Source organism: Streptomyces sp. NPDC034085, assembly GCF_055575555.1.
This window is the reverse complement of the sequence record NZ_JBVISL010000003.1, coordinates 594,809-617,830: the sequence shown is the minus strand read 5'-3', so window position 1 is coordinate 617,830 and position 23,022 is coordinate 594,809. Positions and strand designations below refer to the sequence as shown.

General features: G+C 71.2%; 17 protein-coding genes, 1 tRNA gene and 1 pseudogene. 8 read left to right on the top strand and 11 right to left on the bottom strand.

Features of this window, described 5'->3' with window-relative positions:
• Nucleotides 1-128 precede the first annotated feature (128 nt).
• Both ACZ501_RS13125 and ACZ501_RS13120 read left to right on the top strand, forming a co-directional pair.
• A complete protein-coding gene (locus tag ACZ501_RS13125; protein ID WP_361605083.1) occupies nucleotides 129-1,211 on the top strand; it encodes an NAD(P)H-dependent amine dehydrogenase family protein in 1,083 nt (360 codons plus the stop codon).
• Nucleotides 1,208-1,687, top strand: coding sequence for a carboxymuconolactone decarboxylase family protein (locus tag ACZ501_RS13120; RefSeq protein WP_361605086.1), 480 nt, complete (start codon nucleotides 1,208-1,210; stop codon nucleotides 1,685-1,687). The genes ACZ501_RS13125 and ACZ501_RS13120 overlap by 4 nt, the downstream gene beginning before the upstream one ends.
• A gap of 73 nt (nucleotides 1,688-1,760) precedes the next feature.
• On the opposite strand, the gene ACZ501_RS13115 is transcribed toward ACZ501_RS13120, so the two are convergent.
• Nucleotides 1,761-3,419, bottom strand: coding sequence for a GMC oxidoreductase (locus tag ACZ501_RS13115; RefSeq protein WP_468794873.1), 1,659 nt, complete (start codon nucleotides 3,417-3,419; stop codon nucleotides 1,761-1,763).
• A gap of 99 nt (nucleotides 3,420-3,518) precedes the next feature.
• The gene (locus ACZ501_RS13110) at nucleotides 3,519-3,980 is read right to left on the bottom strand and encodes a DUF4352 domain-containing protein (protein WP_468794870.1); all 462 of its coding nucleotides are present in this window, start codon (nucleotides 3,978-3,980) and stop codon (nucleotides 3,519-3,521) included.
• A 153-nt stretch (nucleotides 3,981-4,133) separates the two neighbouring features.
• On the opposite strand from ACZ501_RS13110, the gene ACZ501_RS13105 reads away from it, so the two are divergent.
• A tRNA-Trp gene (locus ACZ501_RS13105) sits at nucleotides 4,134-4,207 on the top strand.
• A gap of 97 nt (nucleotides 4,208-4,304) precedes the next feature.
• Entirely contained in the window at nucleotides 4,305-4,700 is a 396-nt protein-coding gene (locus ACZ501_RS13100; protein ID WP_468794867.1) for an Imm32 family immunity protein, read from the top strand.
• A gap of 117 nt (nucleotides 4,701-4,817) precedes the next feature.
• Here the strand turns inward: ACZ501_RS13100 and ACZ501_RS13095 are convergent, their stop codons facing one another.
• Entirely contained in the window at nucleotides 4,818-7,250 is a 2,433-nt protein-coding gene (locus ACZ501_RS13095; protein ID WP_468794864.1) for a tetratricopeptide repeat protein, read from the bottom strand.
• A gap of 175 nt (nucleotides 7,251-7,425) precedes the next feature.
• A complete protein-coding gene (locus ACZ501_RS13090; RefSeq protein WP_468794861.1) occupies nucleotides 7,426-8,064 on the bottom strand; it encodes a PASTA domain-containing protein in 639 nt (212 codons plus the stop codon).
• An 83-nt stretch (nucleotides 8,065-8,147) separates the two neighbouring features.
• Here ACZ501_RS13090 and ACZ501_RS13085 point away from each other — a divergent pair, with 83 nt between their 5' ends.
• A complete protein-coding gene (locus tag ACZ501_RS13085; RefSeq protein ID WP_468794858.1) occupies nucleotides 8,148-8,810 on the top strand; it encodes a class I SAM-dependent methyltransferase in 663 nt (220 codons plus the stop codon).
• Between the two features lie 349 nt (nucleotides 8,811-9,159).
• Here ACZ501_RS13085 and ACZ501_RS13080 read toward each other — a convergent pair whose 3' ends face one another.
• The 6 genes and pseudogenes from ACZ501_RS13080 to ACZ501_RS13055 all read right to left on the bottom strand — a co-directional run bounded on the left by ACZ501_RS13080 (nucleotide 9,160) and on the right by ACZ501_RS13055 (nucleotide 19,703).
• A complete protein-coding gene (locus ACZ501_RS13080) occupies nucleotides 9,160-12,231 on the bottom strand; it encodes a lantibiotic dehydratase (RefSeq protein WP_468795499.1) in 3,072 nt (1,023 codons plus the stop codon).
• A 35-nt stretch (nucleotides 12,232-12,266) separates the two neighbouring features.
• On the bottom strand, nucleotides 12,267-13,628 hold the full coding sequence (locus ACZ501_RS13075; protein WP_468794855.1) for a lanthionine synthetase C family protein: 1,362 nt from the start codon (nucleotides 13,626-13,628) through the stop codon (nucleotides 12,267-12,269).
• Nucleotides 13,629-14,544: 916 nt separating this feature from the next.
• Nucleotides 14,545-15,389, bottom strand: a pseudogene (locus ACZ501_RS13070) (IS5 family transposase).
• Nucleotides 15,390-15,426: 37 nt separating this feature from the next.
• A complete protein-coding gene (locus ACZ501_RS13065; RefSeq protein ID WP_468794852.1) occupies nucleotides 15,427-15,807 on the bottom strand; it encodes a VOC family protein in 381 nt (126 codons plus the stop codon).
• 243 nt (nucleotides 15,808-16,050) lie between these two features.
• Nucleotides 16,051-16,950 carry an ABC transporter permease gene (locus tag ACZ501_RS13060; RefSeq protein WP_468794849.1) on the bottom strand — a complete coding sequence of 300 codons (900 nt, stop codon included), beginning with the start codon at nucleotides 16,948-16,950 and terminating at the stop codon, nucleotides 16,051-16,053.
• Complete coding sequence (locus tag ACZ501_RS13055; RefSeq protein WP_468794846.1) at nucleotides 16,947-19,703, bottom strand: alpha/beta fold hydrolase; 2,757 nt, start codon at nucleotides 19,701-19,703, stop codon at nucleotides 16,947-16,949. The genes ACZ501_RS13060 and ACZ501_RS13055 overlap by 4 nt, the downstream gene beginning before the upstream one ends.
• 154 nt (nucleotides 19,704-19,857) lie before the next feature.
• On the opposite strand from ACZ501_RS13055, the gene ACZ501_RS13050 reads away from it, so the two are divergent.
• The 3 genes from ACZ501_RS13050 to ACZ501_RS13040 all read left to right on the top strand — a co-directional run bounded on the left by ACZ501_RS13050 (nucleotide 19,858) and on the right by ACZ501_RS13040 (nucleotide 22,384).
• A complete protein-coding gene (locus tag ACZ501_RS13050) occupies nucleotides 19,858-21,399 on the top strand; it encodes an ATP-dependent DNA ligase (RefSeq protein ID WP_468794843.1) in 1,542 nt (513 codons plus the stop codon).
• 63 nt (nucleotides 21,400-21,462) lie between these two features.
• Entirely contained in the window at nucleotides 21,463-22,146 is a 684-nt protein-coding gene (locus tag ACZ501_RS13045; RefSeq protein ID WP_468794840.1) for a helix-turn-helix domain-containing protein, read from the top strand.
• Between the two features lie 37 nt (nucleotides 22,147-22,183).
• Nucleotides 22,184-22,384, top strand: coding sequence for a DUF6126 family protein (locus ACZ501_RS13040; RefSeq protein WP_468794837.1), 201 nt, complete (start codon nucleotides 22,184-22,186; stop codon nucleotides 22,382-22,384).
• Here the strand turns inward: ACZ501_RS13040 and ACZ501_RS13035 are convergent.
• Nucleotides 22,305-23,009: a DUF6629 family protein gene (locus tag ACZ501_RS13035; RefSeq protein ID WP_468794835.1), complete on the bottom strand. Its 705-nt coding sequence runs from the start codon at nucleotides 23,007-23,009 to the stop codon at nucleotides 22,305-22,307. The genes ACZ501_RS13040 and ACZ501_RS13035 overlap by 80 nt on opposite strands.
• Nucleotides 23,010-23,022 lie beyond the last annotated feature (13 nt).

The window sequence follows — 23,022 nt, the reverse complement described above, 5'->3', positions numbered from 1 at the left end:
GAAAGTATTGGTCTGGACCACCCTGGTCAAGGGGGTGTCCGCCACGGGCGCGCCCCGCCGGCCCGCCCGTCCGAAAAACCTCCTTCACGACGCTGGGCACCTCCACGCCCCCTCGCTACCCTCCGCGCATGATTCCCACGGTGGTCTGGGGCACCGGCAACGTCGGCCGCGCGGCGATCCGCGCCGTCGACGCCCACCCGGCGCTCGAACTCACGGCAGTCATCGTCCACGACCCCGCCAAGGTCGGCCGCGACGCCGGCGAACTCGCCGGACTCGGCCACCGGTTGGGGGTGGCGGCCACCGACGACGCCGAAGCGGTGCTCGCCGCCCGCCCGGCCGGCCTCGTCTACGCCGCCTCCGGCGACGTCCGCCCCGACGACGCGCTCGCCGACATCACCCGGGCCGTCGCGGCCGGGGCGGCCGTCGTCAGCCCCGCCCTCTACCCCCTCTACGACCACCGCAGCGCCCCGCCGGAGTTCCGGGACCCGGTGCTGGCCGCCATCGCCGAGGGCGGCGGCTCGTTCTTCGGCTCCGGCGTCGATCCCGGCTGGGGCAACGACGTGCTCCCGCTGCTGCTGAGCGGGCTCGGCACCACCGTGGACGCGATCCGCTGCCAGGAGATCTTCGACTACTCCACCTACGACCAGCCGGACTCCGTACGCCACCTCGTCGGCATGGGACACCCCATGGACCACGAGCCGATGATGCTCATGCCCTCGGTCCCCACCATGGTCTGGGGCGGCCAGATCCGGATGATGGCCCGCGCCCTCGGCGTCGAGCTCGACGACATCCGCGAGACCTCGCAGCGCCGCGCCCTGGACACCACGGTGACCACCCCCTCGATGGGCGAGTTCGCGGCCGGGACCCAGGGCGCCATCCGCTTCGAGGTCCAGGGCATCGTCGCGGGCGAGCCCCGCATCGTCATCGAACACGTCACCCGCATCCACGCCTCCTGCGCCCCCGACTGGCCCTCCCCGCCCGACGGCGGGGCCGGAGCCCACCGGGTGGTCATCGAGGGCCGCCCGCGCATCGAGGTGACCGTCGAGGCCACCGACGAGGGCGGGAACCGCTCGGCCGGGGGGAACGCCACCGCCGTCGGACGGCTGGTGGGGGCCATCGACTGGCTCGTGGCCGCCGGACCCGGACTCTACGACGCCCTCGACATCCCGCTGCGGCCCGCAGTCGGCAAACTCGGAAGGAAACAGCCATGAGGATCGACGTCCCCGAGGGGCAGCACCCGATCGAGTACGTGTGGGGGGACATGGTCCCCGGCATCGGCATGGCCGCGGCCAACTTCTCCCTGTCGGTGTACGCCCACACCACCCTCGGCCTGCGCGAGTTCGAGGCCGCGCGGCTGCGCATCGCACAGATCAACGGGTGCGTCTTCTGCCTCGACTGGCGCACGGACCGGGACGGGGAGAAGGTCGAGGAGGAGTTCGCCGACGCCGTGACCGCGTGGCGCACGACCGACGCCTTCGACGACCGCACCCGGCTCGCCGCCGAATACGCCGAGCGCTACGCCCTGGACCACCACAACCTCGACGAGGAGTTCTGGGAGCGGATGACCGCGCACTACAGCCAGCTGGAGATCGTCGAGCTGAGCATGAGCATCGGCTCCTGGCTCGCCTTCGGCCGGCTCAACCACGTCCTGGGCCTCGACAGCGTCTGTGTGCTGCCGGCCGGCTGAACCACCGCGCCGGGGCCGCCGCACGGCCCCGGGGCCGCCCGGTGGAACCGGACGGCCCCGGGGACCGGCCCCCTCAGAGGTCGGTGGCGATGATCTTCTCGATGTTCCGTTCCGCGAGCGCCGTGATCGTCACGAACGGGTTGACGCTGGTGTTGCCGGGGATCAGCGCTCCGTCGATGACGTACAGGCCCGGGTGGCCGTGCAGCCGGCCGTAGTTGTCAGTGGCCTTGTCCAGCACCGCGCCGCCCAGCGGGTGGTACGTGAGGTGGTCGCCCCAGATCTTGCTGGTCCCGAAGAGGTCCGTGCGGTAGATCGTCCCCTCCTTGGCGTTGATCTTGTCGAAGATGGTCTTCGCCATGTCGATGGACGGCTGTTTCCACGCCGTCTGCCAGTTCAGCTCGACCCTGCCCGCCGCCGCGTTCCAGGAGAACTGCGCCCGGTTCGGGTTCTTGGTGATGGAGAGGTAGAAGGACGCGTACGTCTCGATCCCCGTCGGCAGCGGGGCCACCTCGGCGAAGGCGCCGCCCGCGTCCCAGTTGTCGATGCCGCCGCAGGGGATGGAGGCCTGCACCTTGCCGGTGGGGTCCCACATGTGGTTCGCGCGGCCGCACATGACGTTGCCGTTGTCGCCCCAGCCCTTGCCCACCTCGTCGTTGAGGCGCGGCAGGGCGCCCGTGGCCTTCAGCCGGACCAGCAGCTTGCTGGTCCCGACGCTGCCGGCCGCGAAGAACACCCGGTCCGCGGTGACGGTCTTGGTGGCGGTGATCGCGCCGCCGGTGTCGAGCTGCTCCATGACGACCGTGTAGCCGCCACCGTCCGAGGGGGAGACGGTGGTGACCCGGTGCAGCGGGGAGATGCTCACCTTGCCGGTCGCCCGGGCGGCGGCCAGGTAGGTCTTCTGGAGGGACTTCTTCCCGGCGTTGTTGCCGTACAGGATCTCGCCGTCGACCGCGGACTTGGGGACGGTCCCGGCCACCTCCTGCTTCATGTAGTCCCAGTCGTAGACGTCGGGCACGAAGACGAACGGGAAGCCGGAGCGCTGGGCGTGCTTGCGGCCGACGCGGGCGAACTGGTAGCAGTCCACCGTCTCGAACCAGTCCGGGTCGACGAGGCCGACCCCGAGCCCGGCGTTGGCGCGGGGGTAGTACGTGCGGTACATCTCCTCGGCGTCCACGGAGGGGAGGATGGCGGCGAAGTTCTGCCGCTTGGGGGTGACGGCCATGCCGCCGTTGACGAGCGAGCCGCCGCCGACGCCGCGGCCCTGGTAGACGATGATCCCGCCCATCTCCTCGGCATCGAGAATGCCCGTGTACCGGGGGACGTCCTTGTCGATGGGGAAGCCGAGGAAGTTGCTGAGCGGCGCCTTCGTCCTGGTGCGCAGCCAGTACGAGCGGTAGTCGGGCTTGGTGGTGTTGGCGAAGATCTTGCCGTCGCTGCCGGGGGTGTCCCAGGCCATGCCCATCTCGACCATGTGCACGGGGACACCGGCCTGGGCGAGCCGCAGCGCTGCCACGGAGCCGCCGTAGCCGGTGCCGATCACGAGTACGGGGACGCGGGCCCCGGATTCGAGGGGCGCGTTCGGGATGGCGGAGGGGGCGGTGGCGGAATCCGCGTGGGTCGGCGTGGCGTTGACCGCGAGCGCCACCGCTCCGAGAATAGAACCTGTTCCAGCGATGAATCCGCGTCGGGAAACACCCCTGGACACCTTGCTGTGCAGGTCTTTGTCACTCATGTGACGTTCCTCACTCTCGATGGAGTGGGAACAAGTTCTACTGGTGAACGTCGGCTAAGTCACTACACGCGTCAAGGGAACTTCCGGCTGATTCCGCCCTCACGGCAGACTCCACTGGCCGACGTCGTCACCGCGGCCGGTGTCGAGCGCGAACTGCACGGCGGCAAGGCTCGCGCCCGCCGGAAGCCGGAACGTGACGAACCCGGACGCCGAGTCCCCGGGGGCCAGGGTGAGCGTGCCGGGCAGGCTGGGCCCGGCGCCGGTCGCGGTGTCCAGCCCGGTGAACCGCTGCCCCGCGGTGTCCAGGAGGTGCGCGGCCGGAGCCGGGGAGTCCCGGTACGCCACCGTCCCGGTGTTCTCCAGGCGCAGCTCCACGGCCACCAGGCGGTCCGCGTCCGCGGTGCCGGCGGGGTCGACGACCCGGGTCAGGGTGACGTCGAGCCGCTCCCCGGGCCGGTCCCCGTCGAGGGAGACGGTCTCGCCGGAGCCGTCGGGGCCGGCGCCGGCCAGCAGCAGGATGACGAGGGGCCCCACCAGGCGCCCCGCACGACGGCGACGCACGGCTCCTCCTCCCGCAACGGCTACCGGCCCCCTCCCCGCCCACGATCCTCCGCACCCCCGCCGGCCGCCACCGCCGCCTGCCCGCCCACCCATCTGGAGGTGGGTTATTGATTGGATCTCCGAGCCGCTTCATGGCAAGGTGGGTCCCGCCGAAGGGGTATAGCTCAGCTGGTCAGAGCGCTGGTCTCCAAAACCAGATGTCGTAGGTTCGAATCCTGCTACCCCTGCCGAACCCGAGCAGACCGCTCGTGCGGAACGGACCCCGGGAGACCCCTCCCGGGGTCCGTTCCGTCTTCTCCCGGGGAACCGAAGGGGTCGTGGCGGATGAGGATTCTGCTCTTTCCCGATGAGGGGCTGGACGTCTCCGGCGGTGCGGCGGAACTCGTCGCCCTGGCCCGCGCCCTCGTCGCGGGGAAGGGCAGCATGGAAACCACCGCCTCGGCCGAACCGAGTTTCGGGGGCACTGAACTGGCTTCGGTCGAGGTGGCGAGCACCAGCGGCCCGGGTGTCCACATGCGAGTCGACCCGGAGCGCGGCGCCCTGCTCATCGAGGGTGACCGACCGGCCTTGACGGCCCTCGCCGGCGAACTCCAGTCGATCGCGGAGATGGACGACGGCGGGCACCAGCACATCGAGTACTTCCCGGATCACCACTACCTTGCCGCAGGCTCACTGGCCATGGTCGTGAACAGTCCTCATGGCGGCATGCCGACGCGATGAACGGATGACGGCAGCGGCCGGCCGGGGTTCGTAACAGGTGCCGTGACGGAGCACCGCGAAGGTGTGCCGCTCCGGTGCGCACTTCTCCACGGGAGCCGGGCCCGCCGGACGGCATCCCTAGGTTCGGCGGATGGTGGGAAAGCGGCGCCTTCTGGGGGGCCGCGACGTCGTGTCGGCTTGTCGGGCGGCTGTCAGGGCTGTGGCCAGGTGGGCGCGGCTCTGGAGGGTGTGGGGGTGATCGGGGCCGAGGACGCCTTCGCGAGCGGCGAGGACCTGCCGGTGGAGTTCGGCGGCCTCGTGGGGGTGCCCGAGGTGCTCCAGCGCGAGGCCGAGGTTGCTGCGGCAGGTCAGGGTGCTGGGATGCGCCGCCCCGAGGGTGCGTTCATAGGCGCCGAGTACCTGGCGGTGGAGGTCGACCGCGTCCTGGTGGCGGCCGATGTGGTCGAGCGCGAGCCCGAGGTTGTCGCGGCTGTGCAGCGTGTCGGGGTGATCGGGTCCGAGGAGCTGCTCGTACGTGCCGTGGACTTGGCGGTGGAGATCGGCCGCTTCCCGGTGCCGGCCGAGGTGGTCGAGCGTGAGCGCGAGGTTGTTGCGGCTGTTCAGGCTGTCAGGGTGATCGGCTCCGAGGGCGCGTTCGTACCCGGAGAGGGCCTCCCGGTGGAAGCCGGCTGCTTCTCGGTGCCGGCCGAGGTAGCCGAGGGCGAGGCCGAGGTTGTTGCGGCTGTGCAGGGTGTGTACGTGGTCGGGGCCGAGGACGCGTTCGCGGGTGGCGAGGACGTGCCGGTGGTGGTCTGCCGCCTCCTGGTGCCGGCCGAGGTGGTCCAGGGCGTTGGCGAGGTTGCTGCGGCTGAGCAGGGTGTCGGGGTGGTCGGCGCCGAGGATGCGTTCGCGTGCTGTGAGGACCTGCTGGTGCAGGTCGGCTGCCTCCTGGTGGCGGCCGAAGAGGTCGAGCGCGTTGGCGAGGTCGTTCCGGCTGTCCAGGGTGTCGGGATGGTCGGGGCCCGAGGAGCGGGCGGTGATCCGGTGCGCCGCCTGGCGTAGCTGTAGCGCGGTGCCGTAGGCGCCTCCCTCGGTGAGGGATCGGCCAATGTGGTCGGCGGCGTCGGCGAGGTCGCGGTGGTGCTCCTCGGCGGGGTGCGCCGTGGCGGCGAGGAGGTGAGGGGCGAGGAGGCGGGCCCTGTCCCAGTCGGCGCTCCGGGCCTCCGCCACCCCGCGGGCCGCCTCGATCAGGCGGCTGACGAGGGCGCGCTGGTAGCGGTACGGGTCGGTGGATTCGGCGGTGTGGGCGTGGGCGGTGATCTCGCGCACCACGGGGTGCAGGACGACCAGCCCGAGGGCGGGGTGCCCGTCATGGTGTGCGGGCGTGTCGAGGAGTCCGTAGGTGTGCAGGCCGTTGAGCGCGGCCTCCACCTCGGTCACGCCGGTCTGGCGCCCGGTGGCTCCGGTCACCAGTTCCGGGGTGAGGAGGGAGACAGGGACGGGCGCCGCCGCCAGCAGGGACAGCAGTCGCAGCACCGGCCGTGCCAGCGGGTGGCCGTCGGCGGCGAGTTGGTCCAGGGACAGCTCCCACGTGTGCCGTACGAGGGTCCGTCCCACGTCCGGGTCGCCCGCCCGGGGATGCGGTGCGCCGAGCAGGGTCCCCAGCTGGGTGTCGAGAGCGGCGGCGTAAGCGGTGAACGTGTGATGGCGGCTGCCGGTGGCGGCCAGGTAACGGCCCACGGCATGGAGGGCCAGTGGCAGGCCGCCCAGCCGGTCCGCGAGTGCCCGTGCCTCTTCGGGGGTCCCCGCGTGCGGCGCCGCGTCGCACAGGACCTGGCCGCCGGCCGCGGGCTCCAGCGGGGCGACGCGGTGGACGATGGCCCTCGGGCCCCACACCGCGGGGTCGGTGTTGCGGCTGGTGACCAGGAGCAGGCCCCGGCCGCCGGGCCGGATCCACCCCCGGTAGGACGCCACCGCCTCCCCGTCGGGACCGACGGCCTGCGGGGTGTCCACGTTGTCGATGACCAGGAGCCACGCGGCGGTCCGCTCCAGCTGCTCCCACACCACGTCCGGCAGCCCGGCCCGCCCCGCCCGGGCCTCCTCGAGGCGGGTCTCGGGAAGGCCGCACGCCAGCGCGGCCCGGGTCATCTGCTCGGCCAGCTCTTCCGTGCCGCGCCAGCGGATCCAGAACACGCTCCGGCCTTCCGCCCGGGCGACACCGGCCAGAGCGGAGGCCAGCGTGGTCTTGCCGATCCCGCCCACCCCGCCCACGACGGCGTACCTCCCCTCCGGCCGGGCCAGCAGCGCGCGCAGGGAGTCGAGTTCGCCGTCACGGCCGCGGACCGGGCCCGCGCTCTGAGGTGCGCGCAAGGACGCCATGCCGGCGACCGGGGCCCGCCCCGCGGGCACCGGCCTCGCCTGTCCACGGCTCATCGGGGACCCGGTGGCGTCCAGCCGGCGGCTGACCAGCCCCAACCCCATGGCGCCTACGGCCAGCACACCGAAGACCGACCACACCACCCACGGACGGGACGCCCAGTCCGGCACCGCGCTCGCGGCGTAGTTCGTCACCACCCCCAGCGCACACGTCGCCGCCGCCGCGGACCCACTGACGACCGAACCCGTCCGCGCACGCCCGCCACCACTCACGCCGACCCCCAGCCCTGACGCTGCCGTCCGCTCCAGCATGCGCCACGCCGCCGCGCACCGTCCCCGAAACGGCAACAGAGCAGGTGGTCAGGGGAGGTCAGGGGCAGGTTTCTTCGGTCTTGGCGACGGTGAATGCGACGGGCCGGCCGTTCAGCGCTGTTCCGGCCTTCGGGTCCTGCGAGCAGACCTTCCAGTTGGACTCCTGGAGGACCATACGGCTCTGCACCGCGTCCTTCACGGTGATCGACGCGTTGCCCGGGAGTGCGGCGCGGACGGCCTTCATGCCCTGGCCCACGAAGTCCGGCATGGTGGCGCCGGCGGGCCCGGGGGCGGGCGCGTCCGCGGCGGGGCAGGTCTCCTCGAGCTTGACGGCGCCGAAGTCGACGGTGGTGCCGGTGTCGGCGCTCGCGCCGCCGGGCGGGGTCTGGGAGCAGACCTTCCAGTTCCGGTCGAGTGCCTGGAGCCGGTCGCGACCGAGCGCGTCGTGGGACGTGAGTACGTGGAACCCCGCGGCCTGCGCCTCGTCCTGCGCGGTCTGGAGGCCCTTGCCGACGAGGTCCGGCAGCGTGGCCGTCTTTTTCGCCGAGGGCGGGGGAGCAGAGGGCGAAGCGGAGCTCGGGGCGGCCCCGCCGGGCGCCGCGGGCTTGTTGCCGCTGCCGCCGGTCGCGGGGTCGCACGCGGTGAGGGCGAGGCCGGTCGCGGCGGTGAGCAGGGCGATCGTGTGGTGTGTGCGCATCGCGCCATGTTCGCCGGGGCCGGGTGGCTGTGTGGCGACTGTGACCGGTTTGTGATCCTGCGGTGGGAACTACCCTCGCGGGCATGGTCGAACACGACGCCTTCAGAGCCACACGCGAGGCCTATGACGCCCTCGCCCCCACCTACGCGCAGCTGTTCCGCGGCGAGCTGCGCGACAGGCCCCTGGACCGCGCGATCCTGGCTGCCTTCGCCGAGGTGGTCGGTGAGGGTGGCGGCGGTCAGGTGGCGGACCTGGGGTGCGGGCCCGGCCATGTCACCGCCCATCTCGCCGGGTTGGGCCTGGCGGTGTTCGGCGTCGACGCCTCTCCCGCGATGGTCGGGCTGGCCCGGGAGGCCCATCCGGGTCTGCGGTTCGAGGTGGGCTCGATGGTCGCGCTGGACATCGCCGACGGCGTCCTGGGCGGAGTGCTCTCCCGTTGGTCCGTCATCCACACTCCGCCACCGGAACTCCCCGCCGTCCTGGCGGAGTTCCACCGCGTACTGGCGCCCGGCGGCCATCTCCTGATCGGCTTCTGGGCCAACGACGATCCGTCTCACCCGGCTCAGGTATTCGACCACGCGGTCGCGCCGGCCTATCGGTGGTCGCCCGACCGCCTCGCCGCGCTGCTGCGCGCGTCGGGGCTGGCCGAGGCGGCCCGGATGGTCCGCGAGCCGCGGCCCGCCGACCGGCGGCAGTTCCAGGAGGTTCACCTGCTCGCCCGCAAAGCCTGCGAGGGGGCCGTCTGACTGAGCGCGGGCCCGGCGGGAAAGGGTCCCACGGCCCGGCGGGAAAGGGGCCCCGGCCGCACAAGCGCCGGGGGCCCCTTCCGAGTCGGCTAGGTCGTTTCCTGCGGATCATCTCGCTGACCAGATGAGGATGGCGAGGTGGAGTCCGGCGAGGTAGATGGTGGCGGCCTTGTCATATCTGATGGCCAGGCCGTTGCCACGGTGTGAGAGCTTGTTGATGCAGCGTCCGACGATGTTCTGCTGCTTCTAGGCTTCGCCGGCGAAGACCGGTCCGGCCATTCCGCTACCGTCAATTCACCTCGACCTGCCACAAGATCAATTATCATACTAGGTGAGCTTCGCTGACTTTCTACCCGCCCGGCCGATCAGTCGGCCGGGATACCGGCCGGCGGAATCGTCGTGCTTCCGTAGTCAACGGGCATCGAGCGAGACTCTCGTGGGTGCGTCGAAGAAGGTCAAGTGTAATGTGTTCCTGGGTTCGATCGCCGCCGAGGAGGCGGTTAAGGTGCATATGAATATAGCTTTGGCAGAGCTCGGTCCATGTGCGGTTTAGATGATTGCGATTGGCTAGGGAATCGAGAAGAGAAACGGCTGGGGCCAGTGTTTTGCGGCGGGCATCTAGCAGCCGCGCCGCGGCTGGCTCCAGCTGTCCACGACAGCCGAGGATCTGCCGCAGATCGAATTGTCGCTCCCGGAATATGTTGCCGCCGGCCTGAGATGGCGCAGCCGCTTCGCGGAAGAACTCCCTGCGCTGGTCACCAGTCATGGATATGGACTCCAGGAGGTCATCGACACTGATAACGGCGAGGGTCAGGAGATCAGTGGAGAGCTGGCCCTCGTCAGTCGCATGCAGCATGGATGCAGTAATGGGACTCTCGGCCATGAAGACCATTTCTGCGGCCCGTATACCCTCTTCACCACCGTAGCGGTCGACCTCAGGCTCATAAGTTTCGAAAGAGAACCTGGTGCACATGCTGTCGTGCAGGAGATCGGCGGCCCACGAGCAGGCTTGCCCCAGCAGAGGGCCGAGAAGCATGGCAGGGTCGCCGTGATATCGGATGCGGAGATGGTCTTCCGGATCTGCGTAGCGGACGAAGAACCAGCCGTCGGACAGCCCAGCAGTCATGACGAATTCTCCGAAGCTGCGCAGGGGGCCGGAGATTATCTCGTTCTGCAGCCCCTGGTTGCCATAGAGCTTGAGGTAGAGCCAGTCGCTGCCGGGCGGACGCAGTTGCGCGCGTGCAGGTGTCCGTACGGTGTGGGGGGGCTGCACAGACGGCGCGGTCCGACATGCAGCCTGTCGGCGACGGACGAGAGGTACGACGATTTCACTGATATGGCCCCCGGTCTCACCAGGAAGCCAGGCATGCTCGGGTCCAGGCAGACCTTCCTGAAGGAGTGCCGATCGCCCGTCGGCGATACTGTGCAGTTCCTCTCTCAGTACGTCGAGGTGATGGCCTTGTTCCAAATCGAGTAGAAGGCGATTGTCCCCCATGGCTAGATAGACGTAGCGTGGGACGGCCCAGTCCGCGCGCCAGGCCGCAACGGCGACGGGAAAGCCGTCAGGGGACGCACGTCCGAGCGGGCCAGCTGGATCGATACGCCACTGGGCCGGAGAAAGAACGATGCGCCCCCTCTGCACTCGCGGCAGGAAGAGGAAGCTGGCCGCGGGTCCCCAAGAGAACGGGCTCACCTGGCGCTGGCCATCAGTCGCGGCAGCGAGCAAGAATCGAGCTGCAGGCGGTGCTGTCACTGGGTTAAGCATGTGTCCCTGCACCGCCACGACGTCGGTGCCTACGGCTGGCCAGCTCACGACAAAGCGACCGGAACGAACACTAACTACGAGTTCGCTCAGCGGCACGACGTGCTCCCACGGCACGCCAGGCAGAGTGCCGAAAACACACTCGTGGGTACGCAGGGTGGGCCGGATCGCAACGTTCGCGGAGCGGGCTGCCGCTGGTTGGTAGACCACTTCGACTGGCAGAGTATGGGGTGCCAGTTCGGCCTCTGCTCGCACTGTTTCCTCCAGCGCACGATGCGCGGAGGGACCGAGCAGGTCAGCGAACCGGCCGAGGTGGCGCCCGGCCTCAGCTGCGCCTACGTTAGGTCCGATAACCAGTTGGAAGTCACCGGTATCGAGCGCCGCAGGTGAGGCAGCAGCGATGAAGAGCGACAGCTCCAGCGAAAGCGGGTAGTCGTCCGAAGCAGCTGGCGAGATGGCAAGATCGTTGATGTGTTCGTCAGTCAGCTCTACGATTGCCTGGTTATCCCGGTTGGCCCGCAGAGCCAGGTCAAGTAGCAGCCGGCTTCGCCGAGGAGGAGTCTGCGTTGCCGCGCCATCCGCGTGGTATTCGGACAGTGACCCCAGGCCTGTCTCCGGATCGAGCAATTCTGGCAGTGGAACCTGGCACCCCGGCGAGTACTTTGCCTGGAAGGCACGCCGATATCCTTCCAGTAGCGGATTTCCTGCTGGGTACGGGCTGAGTCGAAGCAGGAGTTCGGCAGCCCGGGCCGCCTCGGTTCCCACTGTCGCTCGCAAACTGTTGCCCTGGAGAGTGAGTGCCGCATCGGTCTGATACGGGCCACCGCGTTCTGGGACCGCATGCAACTCATTTGCGCGCTGGAGCAGGCCAGGCCAGGGATGCACCCGATCTTCGACTGGGAGCCTGTCCCAGGAGGCCAAGTCCTCAGCAAGTGCCTTGAGCTTCTCGGCCACATCCTTGCCGCCTGCCACCCCCTCCAAACATCGCCAAACGTGGGAAGTTGGATCACAGCCGGTCAGGGGCGGTCGGAGCTCCGAGAGCAGGAAGCCCTCCGACCGCAGCCGGTCGACAAGCAGGCGAGCCTTTCCGGGTGACGCACCGGGTACCTGACAGGCCACGTCCGCCAAACGGCCGGCTGTAGCCGGGGAACGGGCCGCCTCTAGCACCAGGCAGACCGCCGCAGTGGCACGGACCGAGGCCTCAGCGGCCAAGCCGTCGGTCAGCCACATGCGCCCTGAGCGCAGGCAAGTCGCGGGGTTGGTCACGAGCCGTAGTTCGGCACGAATGGCGGGGTCCTGTTCCAAGCACATGACCAAGTTGGACAGCCACTCCATGTCCGGACGGGTGCGGGTCCGCATAGGTGTCGCCGCCAAAGCCAGGTCCGTGGCCTCTGCCCAATGCACGAGGCCGACGCCAGCGAAGAGGCCGAACGGCGTTGGCCTGGTGCTCATGCGAATGAGGTACCGCACGAGCTTGCCACGGACACGTGCCGCCGCTCGGTCATGTGGGCTCGTGCGTTCCAGCGCATCGGTCAAGTCGCGGCTGGCCACCAGTACGGCAAGGCGTGCCCGCGCATCATCAGGAAGCAGTGACCCATTGCTAAAGGGTGGTTTGGAGGCCGCTTCCACGTTTGCAGGTAGAAGTGGCGACCTGATCATGGCCCAGTCCAATGGACGGTAGGCGAGTTCCTCCTTCATGACAGCAGAAACAGACGGTCCCAGGTGGGCTCGGTGTCCGTAGCGGCCGCTAGGAGCACCATGGCGACACCTGCCGCTCCGTCGAGGAGGCCGGCGCGATCCACTGGGTTGTCACCAGGTTCCAGCGCTGCATATCCCAGCGGTCTGCGGGGGTCGAAGGCAGCCAGCAGTTGGCTCACGAGCAACTCCGCTGCCTCTGTTAGGAACCTCAGATGCGTGTCGTGCGCAAATCGAAGAACGACTTGAAGCAAGCCCGCTACGCCGTGACAGAACGTCGGGGAGTTGATGGAGCGGGCGTCGAGGGGGCGTCGCATGACCGCGGCGAGAGCTTCCACAGCGAAGCCCTTCAGACCATCGTCGTCCAGCGCGTCGCCTGCCAGCCACAGGGCGCGGGCGACGCCGGGGCTCCCATAGCACCAGGCACCCCGGGCCGGTGGTGGCCAGCCATGCGGCAGTGATCTTCGATCGTCCGGCCAAGGAATGGCGCACGGCCAGTTAATGCCCCATTCGTCGTCGCTGCGATGCTCCAGAAGCCAGCCAACCAGGGCTTGCACTGCATCGACCTGGCCCGGTTGCTCATATCCGGCCCGCAGAGCAAGGGAGAGCACGGCCAGTGGACCTGGAATCCCGTGTGCCAGTCCGCAGTTTAGGTTGCCGGTCGGAAACGTCTGCCGCATGCCTTCGTGCATAAATTCCGGCGGCGTCCTCCAACCAGGCCCTCCGTCCGTCGGCAAGGACAGTCGAACGAGACCATCCAGAAGCGCGGGCAGTTGTTGATGCCGATCGCGCACCAACAGCTGGGCCGCCACTCCGCTGGCTCCGGAGACTAGGTCGAAGGTCTCGACCGGCATGCTCCCCTGAGTCCCACGCAGGTTCTCCGCCCCTGCCAAGAGGTGGGGTGCCAACTCGGCGTCAAGGACATCAAGCAAGCGCCGATAGCGTGTGCCGTGCCGACTGAGCGACGTCGCAGCGAATTCCAGGCCGCTCAGCCCGCCGTAGAGGCCGGAGTTGCGGAGGCCGATCTCTTCAGCGGCAAGGATGCCTGCGGCGAGAAAATCGTGACCGGCCGAGTCCCAGCCATCGCCGGGCTGACACTGGTCGACATACGAACAGAGGACAGCGATACCTACATCACCCGATGCGAGAGAGTACGGTAGCCACCGCGTGACCTCGGGATACCTCGTCTGCTGGCCAGCCATGCTCAGCGCTGCGGCAATGCGCTCCCCAGCGGAGGTGCGTGCGGCGACCTCTCGGGCCACTGAAAGTGCCGCATCACGTTGCTGCCCGTTTAGGACGCTCCTCCATGGCGATTGCGAAGCGGCGACCAGGCTCGTTAGGCCGAGTTCACCTTCAGTCACTTGGGCCTCCGTAGCTAACTGCGGGAGCATTCAGTGCTGGCACTCAACCACCAAGCACGCGGTCTCGACTTCACTCGGCCCGCAGCCCGCTTGCTCGGTGTGGAACGGGCAGCATCCCGTGCACCTGGTCTCTCCGCACGAACCGACCTCAGTGCACAGCTCAAGACAGCTGTAGGACTCGCAGCTGTAGCCGCCCATGCATGTCTCGATGCAGGTCGAGACCTCCATGCAGGTCGCGGGGCACGTACCGCAGGTCTCCGGGCACGGGTAAAATGTACCCTCTTCTGATCCCTGCTCGGCCTGAGGTCGCAGGTTGGGCCGACGCCGGAAATTCAGGTCGAATTCGTCGGATGAACGCGCGACACGGTTACGGGTGTATACGACGTCCGTGCCTTCCTTGAGTGTAATTTCGGTGGCTTGCTCGCCCCGGAAAGGTAGCTGGTCCGGGGAAATCACCTCGGCATACAGCACGTCATCCACGGCGAATTCGGCGTAATAGTCGAGATTCTTAGTGAAGTACAAGCGTCTACATCTGTCCCGTTCGCTATCACCCAAGAATCCCCTGATTTTCTGACCAGAAGCAGGGGGGTCGCTGGGCTGAGGGCGACGCCTGTCGACGATAGGATCTTGCGGACCCTCGACGTGCCCAGACCTATCGCCGGGCCGACCCTCATCAGGCTGATGAGCCATCGTCGTTCTCCTTCGGAACTTCGAAAGAGGTGTATCGCAGCATGAACATCGACGATCAAAGGCCTCGTTTCGATCGTGGCACCGTTGGGCCCAGTGGGCAACTCCTCACCGTTCTCCTGGGAACGAGGCCCTACTGCTGCCGGCGGCCGCCGCAGTCGCCCGCAGCCGACGCACGCACCTGGGCGCCAGCCACGGTCTGCCAGTCGCCCGAGCCGTTCCCTTCGGATCACCTCGCTGACCAGATGAAGATGGCGGCGAGGTGCAGTCCGGCCAGGTAGATGGTGGCCGTCTTGTCGTAGCGGGTGGCGAGGCCGCGCCACTGCTTCAGCTTGTTGATGCAGCGTTCGACGGTGTTCCGCTGTTTGTAGGTCTCGCGGTCGAAGGCCGGCGGCCGACCGCCGCAGCGGCCGAGCCGCTTGCGATTGACGGCCTGGTCCGCAGGCTCTGGGATGACTGCCCGGATCCCGCGTCGCCGCAGATGACGTCGGATTGCCCGTGACGAATACGCCTTGTCCGCAAGGACAGCAGTCGGCGTGGTCCGAGGCCTGCCGATAGGGCGGGGCACTCGGATCTTGGCCATGACCTGCTCGAATGCGGGTGCGTCGCCCGCCTGCCCGGGCGTGATGACGAATGCGAGCGGCCGGCACCGGCTGTCGGCCGCGAGATGGATTTTGGTGGTCAGTCCGCCGCGGGAGCGTCCGAGGGCATGGTCGACTGGCTCGCCGACCGCGGCCCCTTTTGACGGGCCCCGGCAGCGTGCTGATGTGCTCGCACGACCGTGGAATCGACCGCGACGACCCACTCCACGTCACCCTCGGCGTCGGCCCGGGCAAGCAGGGCGGTGAACACTTTCGCTCAAGTGCCGTCGGCCGCCCAGATCCGCAGGCGGTTGTGAACGCCCTTCCACGACCCGAAGTGCTTTGGCAGGTCCATCCACGGCGTCCCGGTGCGGCACTTGAACGCGATTGCGTCGATCACCTGCCGGTGATCCCGCCACCGCCCACCCCGCTTCGGCGATCTGTCCGGCAGCAACGGCTCAATCCGCGCCCACTGTGCATCAGTCAACGACACACATCAACCAACGATCCGATGATCCTCAGGAAACGGCCTAGCCGCCGTACGGGCGGGTGATGATCTCCATCGCGTGCCCGGCGGGGTCCAGGAAGTACACCCCGCGGCCCCCGTCGTTGTGGTTGATCTCGCCCGGGTGCTTCTGGTACGGGTCGGCGAAGAACTCGACCCCCGACGCCCGGATCTTCTCGAAGGCGGAGTCGAACTCCTCCTCCGAGACCAGGAACGCGTAGTGCTGCGGCGTGATGGATTCCGCCGGGATGGTCGCGAAGTCCAGGGTCACGCCGTTACCGGTGGACACGGGAACGAACGGGCCCCATTCGGGACCGACCTCGAGACCGAGGATGTCCGCCAGGAAAGCGGCGGACTCCTTGTTGTCAAGGGAGTGGACGATGGTGTGGTTCAGCTGAACGGACATGTGTGAATGCCTCCGCAAGGCACGTCACGGGCACCTCCATGCCTCACCCGGTCGGTGACCGGCACGCGATGCCGTCACCTTGATCCTAAACAGCCCCTCCGCGCCCGGTCCACCCCTTTTGCGACGCGTCCCGGCCGAATCCGGCCCCGCGCGGCCACCGCCCGAACGCCCGTAACGGCCGTACGGGGCCGGACGGTTCCCACCGGCCGGCCCCGCGGGCGCTTCCCTACGGACCCCTCCGCCTCAGGAGGTGACGTCCTTGCGGGCGAACCCCCGGAACGCGAGCGCGACCAGCACGACGGCGTACGAGAACGACACCGCCGCGCCCTTGACCATCCCGCCCCCCTCCAGCTGCGGCTGCAGGGCGTCCACCCAGGCGAACTGCCAGTGCGCGGGCAGGAACTCGCGCCACGACCCGAGGGCCGTCACCGCGTCGAGGACGTTGCCCACGATCGTCAGCCCGACCGCCCCGCCCACCGCGCCGAGCGGCGCGTCCGTCCGCGTCGAGAGCCAGAACGCCAGCCCGGCCGTGACCAGTTGCGACACGAACACGAAGGCGACCGCCAGCGCGAGCCTCGGCACCGCGTCCCCGGCGGGCAGCGCCCCACCCGTCGGGAGCCTGAGCGGCCCCCATCCGTACGCGGCCGTCCCCGCCGCCAGCGCCACCACCGGCAGCAGCACGATCGCCGCCAGGCTGAACCCGAGGGCCACCACCAGCTTGCTCCACAGCAGCCGCGCCCGGGGCACGGGCGAGGCCAGCAGGTAGCGCAGCGAGGACCAGCTCGCCTCCGACGCCACCGTGTCCCCGCAGAACAGCGCCACCGGGACCACCAGCAGGAAGCCCGCCGACACGAACAGGCAGGTCACGGCGAAGTTCGCGCCGGACGCCGTGGCCGTGTCGATCAGGCTGACCCGGCCGTCCCCGCCGCCGCGCCCCTCCTGGGGGCCGCCGCCCACCGCGAACGCGATGATCATGACGAACGGCAGCGCGGCCAGCACCCCGCCCATCACCAGCGTCCGCCGCCTGCGCCATTGCCGCAGCGCCTCCACGCGCAACGGCAGCGTCCGGGCCGCCCGGTAGCCGGGCGCCGTCTCCCCGGTGGGCGCCGGCCGGGGCCCGCGGGTCTCCTCGACGGCACTCATGCCGCACCTCCGATCAGGGTGAGGAAGGCGTCCTCGAGCCGCCGGTGCGGCCCCACCGCCGCCACCGGCAGTTCCAGCCGTACCAGTTCGCCGATCAGCGCGGCGGGCGTCGCGCCGTCGAGCCGTACGAGCAGCCCCTCCTCGGCGCGCACCGCGGAGGCCACCCCCTCCAGCGCGGCGACCTTGCCCACGGTCGCCTCGTCCGCGGGCTGCTCCAGCGTCACCAGCAGGGTGTCCCCGCCGCCGGTGATCTCGGCGACCTCGCCCGCCCGCACGAGCCGCCCGCGGTCCATGACCACCAGGTGGGTGCAGGACTGCTCCACCTCGGACAGCAGGTGGCTGGAGACGATGACCGTCCGCCCGCCGGCGGCGTAGCGGATCATCACGTCCCGCATCTCCCGGATCTGCGGCGGGTCCAGCCCGTTGGTCGGCTCGTCAAGGATGAGCAGGTCGGGCATTCCCAGCATGGCCTGGGCGATCGCGAGCCGCTGGCGCATGCCCTGGGAGTAGGTGCGCACCGCCCGCTCCAGGGCGTCCCCGAGCCCGGCGATCTCCAGGGCCTCCGCCAGGTGCGCGTCCTCGGCGGGACGGCCCGTGGCCTGCCAGTACAGCTCCAGGTTGGCCCGGCCCGTCAGGTGCGGCAGGAAGCCGGCGCCCTCCACGAACGCCCCGACCCGCGAGAGCACCGGTGCCCCGGGCCGGATCGGGTGCCCGAACACCCGGATCTCCCCGGCGTCCGGCGTGATCAGGCCCATCAGCATCCGCAGGGTGGTGGTCTTCCCGGCACCGTTGGGTCCCAGCAGACCGAGCACCTGGCCCTTCTCCACCCGGAAGGACAGGTCCCGCACGGCGTAGCGGTCCCGGGCCCCCGCGTAGCGCTTCGTCAGCCCGGTGATGTCCAGGGGTACGCCGGCCAGTGCGGGTTCGGGCTGCGCTTCGCGCGCCCGCGTCCCGGCGCGGCCCCCGCCGGTCCTCCGGATCCCGAGCAGCCCCGCGGCCAGCGCCACCGCGCCCAGCGGCAGCCCCCAGGTCCAGGCGGGCAGGCCGGACGCGGCCGTCCGCACCCCCTCCGCGACGGGCACGCGCAGCGGCCCCTCCGCGGAGACGGTGTACGCGGCGGGCGCGGCCGGAGAGGCGTAGCCGAGGTCGGTGGCCGCGACCACCAGCCGCAGCCGGTGCCCGGCTTGGACGGCGTGGTCGACCGCCGGGAGCCGCAGCCCGACGCTGCGGCCCTGCCCGGCGTCCTCCACCCGTACGGGCGCGACCAGCTGACCGGGCAGCACCTGCTGCCGCCCGTCGGGCCCCACGTCGTACACCTTCGCGAACAGCACGGCCGCGCCGTCGGCGGCCGTCGACCTCACCTTCAGGGTGACGGTCGGCGTCCCGGTGACCCGCACCGCCTCGGCCAGCGGCTGCGACTCGAAGCGGGCGTTCTGCCCGGGGAAGTCCAGCGCGAACCCGGCCCCGAGGGAGGCGAGCTGCCCGCCGATCCCCGGCAGCGAGGACAGGGCGGGCGGCGCCCCGCCCGCCGGGTTGGCGAAGGTCTGCTCCCGCCCCGACAGGGCGACGGCGCGCGTACCCGGGGCCAGCCCCGGGTAGCGGTCGGAGGCCGCGCCGCGCAGGGTGAGCCGGCCGTCGGTGGAGTCGATGCCGCCCGAACGCGAGACGCGGAACGCGGGGCCGGTGTCCGCCGCCTCCTCTCCCTTCAGGTAGCGGTCGAACCAGGCGGCCACGCGGGCCTCGATCCGTCCGGCCTCGCGCATGCCGCCGTCGTGGCCGCCGGCCGCCCAGTCCACGGCGACGGGGGCGCCGTTCGCGGCGATGGCCCTGGCCATGGCGTCGGCCTGGTCCAGCGGGAAGAGGGAGTCGTCCTGCCCCTGCACGATCAGCGCCGGCACCTTGATCCGGTCGCCCACGGCCGAGGGGCTGCGCCGCTCCAGCAGCTCGCGCGCCTCCGCGTCGGGCTTCCCCGCCACCGCGACCCGCTCGTACATGGCGCACAGCGCCGGCTCGAACCGGCCGCAGCCGGGCGTGCCCGCCGCGCCGCCACCGGGCATGCCCGCCGCGCCGCCGCCCGGAGCCGGCCGCGCCTGCTGGAGGCCGTCCGCCGCGCCGGTGGTGAAGAAGATCCCGGCCCACAGCTTCTTGAACACGCCCTGCGGGAAGAGGGCGTCCGCCAGGTTCCAGTAGGTGATCTGCGGGGCGACCGCGTCCACGCGCCGGTCGTGGCCGGCGGCCAACAGGGCGACGGCCCCGCCGTAGGAGGCCCCGGCGACGCCCACGCGCGGATCACCGTCCGCGTCGAGCCGCACCTCGGGCCGGACGGCCAGCGCGTCGATGAGGGCGGAGACGTCCTTGACCTCGTGTTCGGGGTCGTTCAGCCCGATCTTCCCGCCGGAGCGGCCGAAGCCGCGCGCCGACCAGGTCATGACGGCGTAGCCGTCCCGGGCGAGGCGCTCGGCCTGGGCGCGGACGTCGTCCTTGCTGCCGCCGAAGCCGTGGCCGAGGAGCACGGCGGGACGTCTGCGCGCAGGGTCCCCGGCGGTGAAGAAGGAGGTGTCGATCCCGGCACCGGGCGCGCCCGGTGCCGGCGCGTCCAGGCCCGGCACGGCCACGAACCGGTCCTCGCGGCGCACGGCCGGCTCCTCCCCGGACGCGGCGGCCGTCCAGGTGCCGGCGCCCGCCAGCACCGCGAGGGCGGCGGCACCGGCCAGCAGGCGGTCGCGGGGCCGCCGGGGCAGTCGTAGCTTCATATGGGCACCCTAAAGCCCGTGATCGCCTCCTCCGAGCTCCCCCGGGGGGAGCCCCCGCCCCTTCTGGGGGACTACCCGCGCCGGCCCGCGTACCGCACCCGCAGTAGGCCGCCCCGACCTGCGCGGGGAACGCGCGGACGGCAGGATGGACGGCATGCTGCTGGCAGAAGTCGCGCGCGTGTCCCGGGAGGTCGCAGCGACCTCCGCCCGGTCCAGGAAGACGGCCCTGCTCGCGGAGCTCTTCGCGGCCGCCCCCGCCGAGGAGGCCGGCCTGGTCATCGCCTACCTCTCCGGGCGGCTCCCGCAGGGCCGCCCCGGCATCGGCTGGCGCACCCTGGCCCAGGAGGTCGCCCCCGCCGAGGAGCCGACGCTGACCGTGGCGGCCGTCGACGCCGCCGTCGGTGAGCTGGCCGCCGTCGCCGGAGCCGGGGCGCAGGCCGAGCGCCGCCGGATCGTCGCCGCTCTGCTGGGCGCCGCCACCGAGGCCGAACAGCGGTTCCTGCGCAGCCTGCTGTCCGGGGAGGTGCGCCAGGGCGCGCTGGACGCGGTCGCGCTGGAAGGGGTGGCCGCGGCCGCCGGGGTGCCGGCCGCGGAGCTGCGCCGGGCCGTGATGCTGGACGGCTCGCTGCCCCGGGTGGCGGTGGCGGTGCTGGCCGAGGGCGCCCCGGCGCTGCGCGCGGTGACCCTGCGCATCGGGCAGCCCGTACAGCCCATGCTGGCCGGGTCCGCGCGGTCCCTGGCCGACGCCCTGGCGGCGCTGGCCCCCTGCGCGGTGGAGGAGAAGCTCGACGGCATCCGCGTCCAGGTGCACCGCGACGGGGACGACGTCCGGATCCACACCCGCTCCCTCGACGAGATCACCGGCCGGCTGCCGGAGGTGGCCGAGCTGGTCCGGAGCCTGCCCGGGGAGCGGTTCGTCCTCGACGGGGAGGTCATCGGGCACGGGCCCGGCGGGCGCCCGGTGCCCTTCCAGGAGGTCGCGAGCCGGGTCGGCTCCCGCATCGACGTGGCGGCGGCCCGCGAGGCCCTCCCGGTGTCCGCGTACTTCTTCGACGTGCTGGCCCTGGGCGACGACGTCCTGCTGGACCTGCCGGTCCGGGAGCGGTACGCGGCCCTGGCCGCCCTGGTCCCCGAGGCCTGTCGGGTCCGGCGCCTGGTGGTGGAGGACGCCGCGGCGCAGGCGGACGAGGCGCAGGAGTTCTGGACCGGGACGCTGGACCGGGGCCACGAGGGGGTCATGGTCAAGGCCCTCGACTCCGGTTACGCGGCGGGCCGCCGGGGCAAACAGTGGCTCAAGGTGAAACCGGTGCACACCCTCGACCTGGTCGTGCTCGCCGCCGAACGGGGGCACGGCCGCCGTACCGGCATGCTGTCCAACCTCCACCTGGGCGCCCGGGCCGACGACGGCTCGTTCGCGATGCTGGGCAAGACCTTCAAGGGGCTCACCGACGAGATGCTGCGCTGGCAGACCGGGCGGCTGCACGAACTGGCGGTGGAGGACGACGGGTTCACCGTGCGCGTCCGGCCCGAGCTGGTGGTGGAGATCGCCTACGACGGTCTCCAGCGCTCCCCGCGCTACCCGGCCGGGGTCGCCCTGCGCTTCGCCCGGGTCCTGCGGTACCGCCCGGACAAGGAGGCGCGGGAGGCGGACACGGTGGAGACGGTCCTCGCACAGGGCCGCCGGGACGACGCCTGAGGTGTTTTTGCCTGAGAGGCAAGGGAGATTGCCAGGAAGGCAAGGTTCTGGCTCAATCGGGGCATGACGTCCCGTACCCAGCAACCCGCCGGCGAAGCCGCGGGGGCAGCCGAGGCGGCCGGGGAAGCCGCCGCCGACGGCACCGCCGGCGAGCTGCCCGCCGTCGCCCCGCAGCTGCGCGAGCTGCGCCGCCGCGCCGGGCTCACGCTGGAGGCCGCCGCCGCGCGGGCCCGGCTCTCGCCCGCGCACCTGTCCCGGCTGGAGACCGGGCGGCGTCAGCCCTCGCTGCCGCTGCTGCTCGGGCTCGCCCGCACCTACGGCACGACCGTCTCCGAGCTGCTCGGCGAGACCCCCGCCGCCGCGGATCCCATCGTACGGGCCGGCGCTCCCGGCGCCCGCGAGGCCGACGGGTGGACGTACTGGCAGGCCGGGGGCCCCGGGCGCGGGATGCAGGCGCTGCGCGTGCACGTCCCGCAGGGGCGCAGCCAGGGGGAGCTGGTCCGCGTACACCCCGGGGAGGAGTGGCTGTACGTGCTCACCGGGCGGCTGCGGCTGCACCTGGGGGAGACCGAGTACCTGCTGGAGCCGGGGGACAGCGCGCACTTCGACTCGCTCACCCCGCACCGGATCGGCGCGCCCGGGCCGGGCGGAGCCGAGCTCTTGTTCGTCCACACCCTGCTGCAGAGCAGCCTCGCCGGGCTGTGCCTCGGCGCGGGCCCCGCGCGTCAGCAGCAGCCCCGGCGCTAGACGAAGCCGTCACGTGCCCACGCCACGAGGAGAACAGATGCCCACCACCGCAGAGCCCACCGCAGAGCCCGGCGCCGAGCAGGCCGACGGGACCGCCGAGCCGCTGACCGTGCTCCAGCGCTTCGAGTCCAAGTTCCCGCGCGGGCTGGTCATCCGGCTCATCGCGTACCTGTTCGTCGGCCACCTCTTCGCCTTCTTCGTCTACCTGCTCTTCGTCCTGGGCGGCCAGAACCAGTAGCCGCGGCCCCGGCTCCGGCAGCCGGGCGCCGCACCCAGCCCAGCACCAGCACCGACGCCACCGCCGCGAAGGCGCACCAGGTGGAGGCGAACTCCAGCCGCCACAGGGCCGCGCAGCCCACCGCCCCGGCGGCCAGCACCGCCCCCAGCAGCCGCAGCCGGCCGTCCCCGGCGAGCAGCAGGGCGCCGAGGGTGGCGTACAGGTAGCCCGCCAGGACCAGCGGGGCCCAGGGGACGTCGACCCCGTAGCCGATCACCCGGCCCCGGATCTCGGCGGTCACCGGCCGCGTGGCCAGGCCGTACGCGAGGACGGCGGCCGCCGCGAGTCCCACGGCCGCCGGCCACCGCAGCCGGCCCCGGTCCCCGGGCGCGGCGGCCAGCAGCACCCCCGCCGGCACCCACAGCGCGAGCACCGGCAGCGCGATCACCGCCCAGGCGGTGGTGGCCGGGCCGCAGCCCCCGCCCGCCCCCCACACGGCGGCTTCGACCAGCTGGTGGGCGCCGAGCAGCAGCGGCAGCGCGGCGACGGGCAGGTCGCGGACGCGGCGCACGCGGGCCAGGCACACCACCCCGGCGGCGGCCACGGCGGTGCCCGCCGTCAGGTCCGCCGCCGCGCTCCAGCACACGCGGGCCCGCCCG

Excerpts from the sequence above, each read along its gene's own strand:
- ACZ501_RS13115 (WP_468794873.1), bottom strand. The coding sequence starts at position 3,419 with ATGAGTGACAAAGACCTGCACAGCAAGGTGTCCAGGGGTGTTTCCCGA.
- ACZ501_RS13125 (WP_361605083.1), top strand. The coding sequence starts at position 129 with ATGATTCCCACGGTGGTCTGGGGCACCGGCAACGTCGGCCGCGCGGCG.
- ACZ501_RS13100 (WP_468794867.1), top strand. The coding sequence starts at position 4,305 with ATGAGGATTCTGCTCTTTCCCGATGAGGGGCTGGACGTCTCCGGCGGT.
- ACZ501_RS13085 (WP_468794858.1), top strand. The coding sequence starts at position 8,148 with ATGGTCGAACACGACGCCTTCAGAGCCACACGCGAGGCCTATGACGCC.
- ACZ501_RS13060 (WP_468794849.1), bottom strand. The coding sequence starts at position 16,950 with ATGAGTGCCGTCGAGGAGACCCGCGGGCCCCGGCCGGCGCCCACCGGG.
- ACZ501_RS13040 (WP_468794837.1), top strand. The coding sequence starts at position 22,184 with ATGCCCACCACCGCAGAGCCCACCGCAGAGCCCGGCGCCGAGCAGGCC.
- ACZ501_RS13090 (WP_468794861.1), bottom strand. The coding sequence starts at position 8,064 with ATGCGCACACACCACACGATCGCCCTGCTCACCGCCGCGACCGGCCTC.
- ACZ501_RS13045 (WP_468794840.1), top strand. The coding sequence starts at position 21,463 with ATGACGTCCCGTACCCAGCAACCCGCCGGCGAAGCCGCGGGGGCAGCC.
- ACZ501_RS13050 (WP_468794843.1), top strand. The coding sequence starts at position 19,858 with ATGCTGCTGGCAGAAGTCGCGCGCGTGTCCCGGGAGGTCGCAGCGACC.
- ACZ501_RS13065 (WP_468794852.1), bottom strand. The coding sequence starts at position 15,807 with ATGTCCGTTCAGCTGAACCACACCATCGTCCACTCCCTTGACAACAAG.
- ACZ501_RS13120 (WP_361605086.1), top strand. The coding sequence starts at position 1,208 with ATGAGGATCGACGTCCCCGAGGGGCAGCACCCGATCGAGTACGTGTGG.
- ACZ501_RS13080 (WP_468795499.1), bottom strand. The coding sequence starts at position 12,231 with ATGATCAGGTCGCCACTTCTACCTGCAAACGTGGAAGCGGCCTCCAAA.
- ACZ501_RS13055 (WP_468794846.1), bottom strand. The coding sequence starts at position 19,703 with ATGAAGCTACGACTGCCCCGGCGGCCCCGCGACCGCCTGCTGGCCGGT.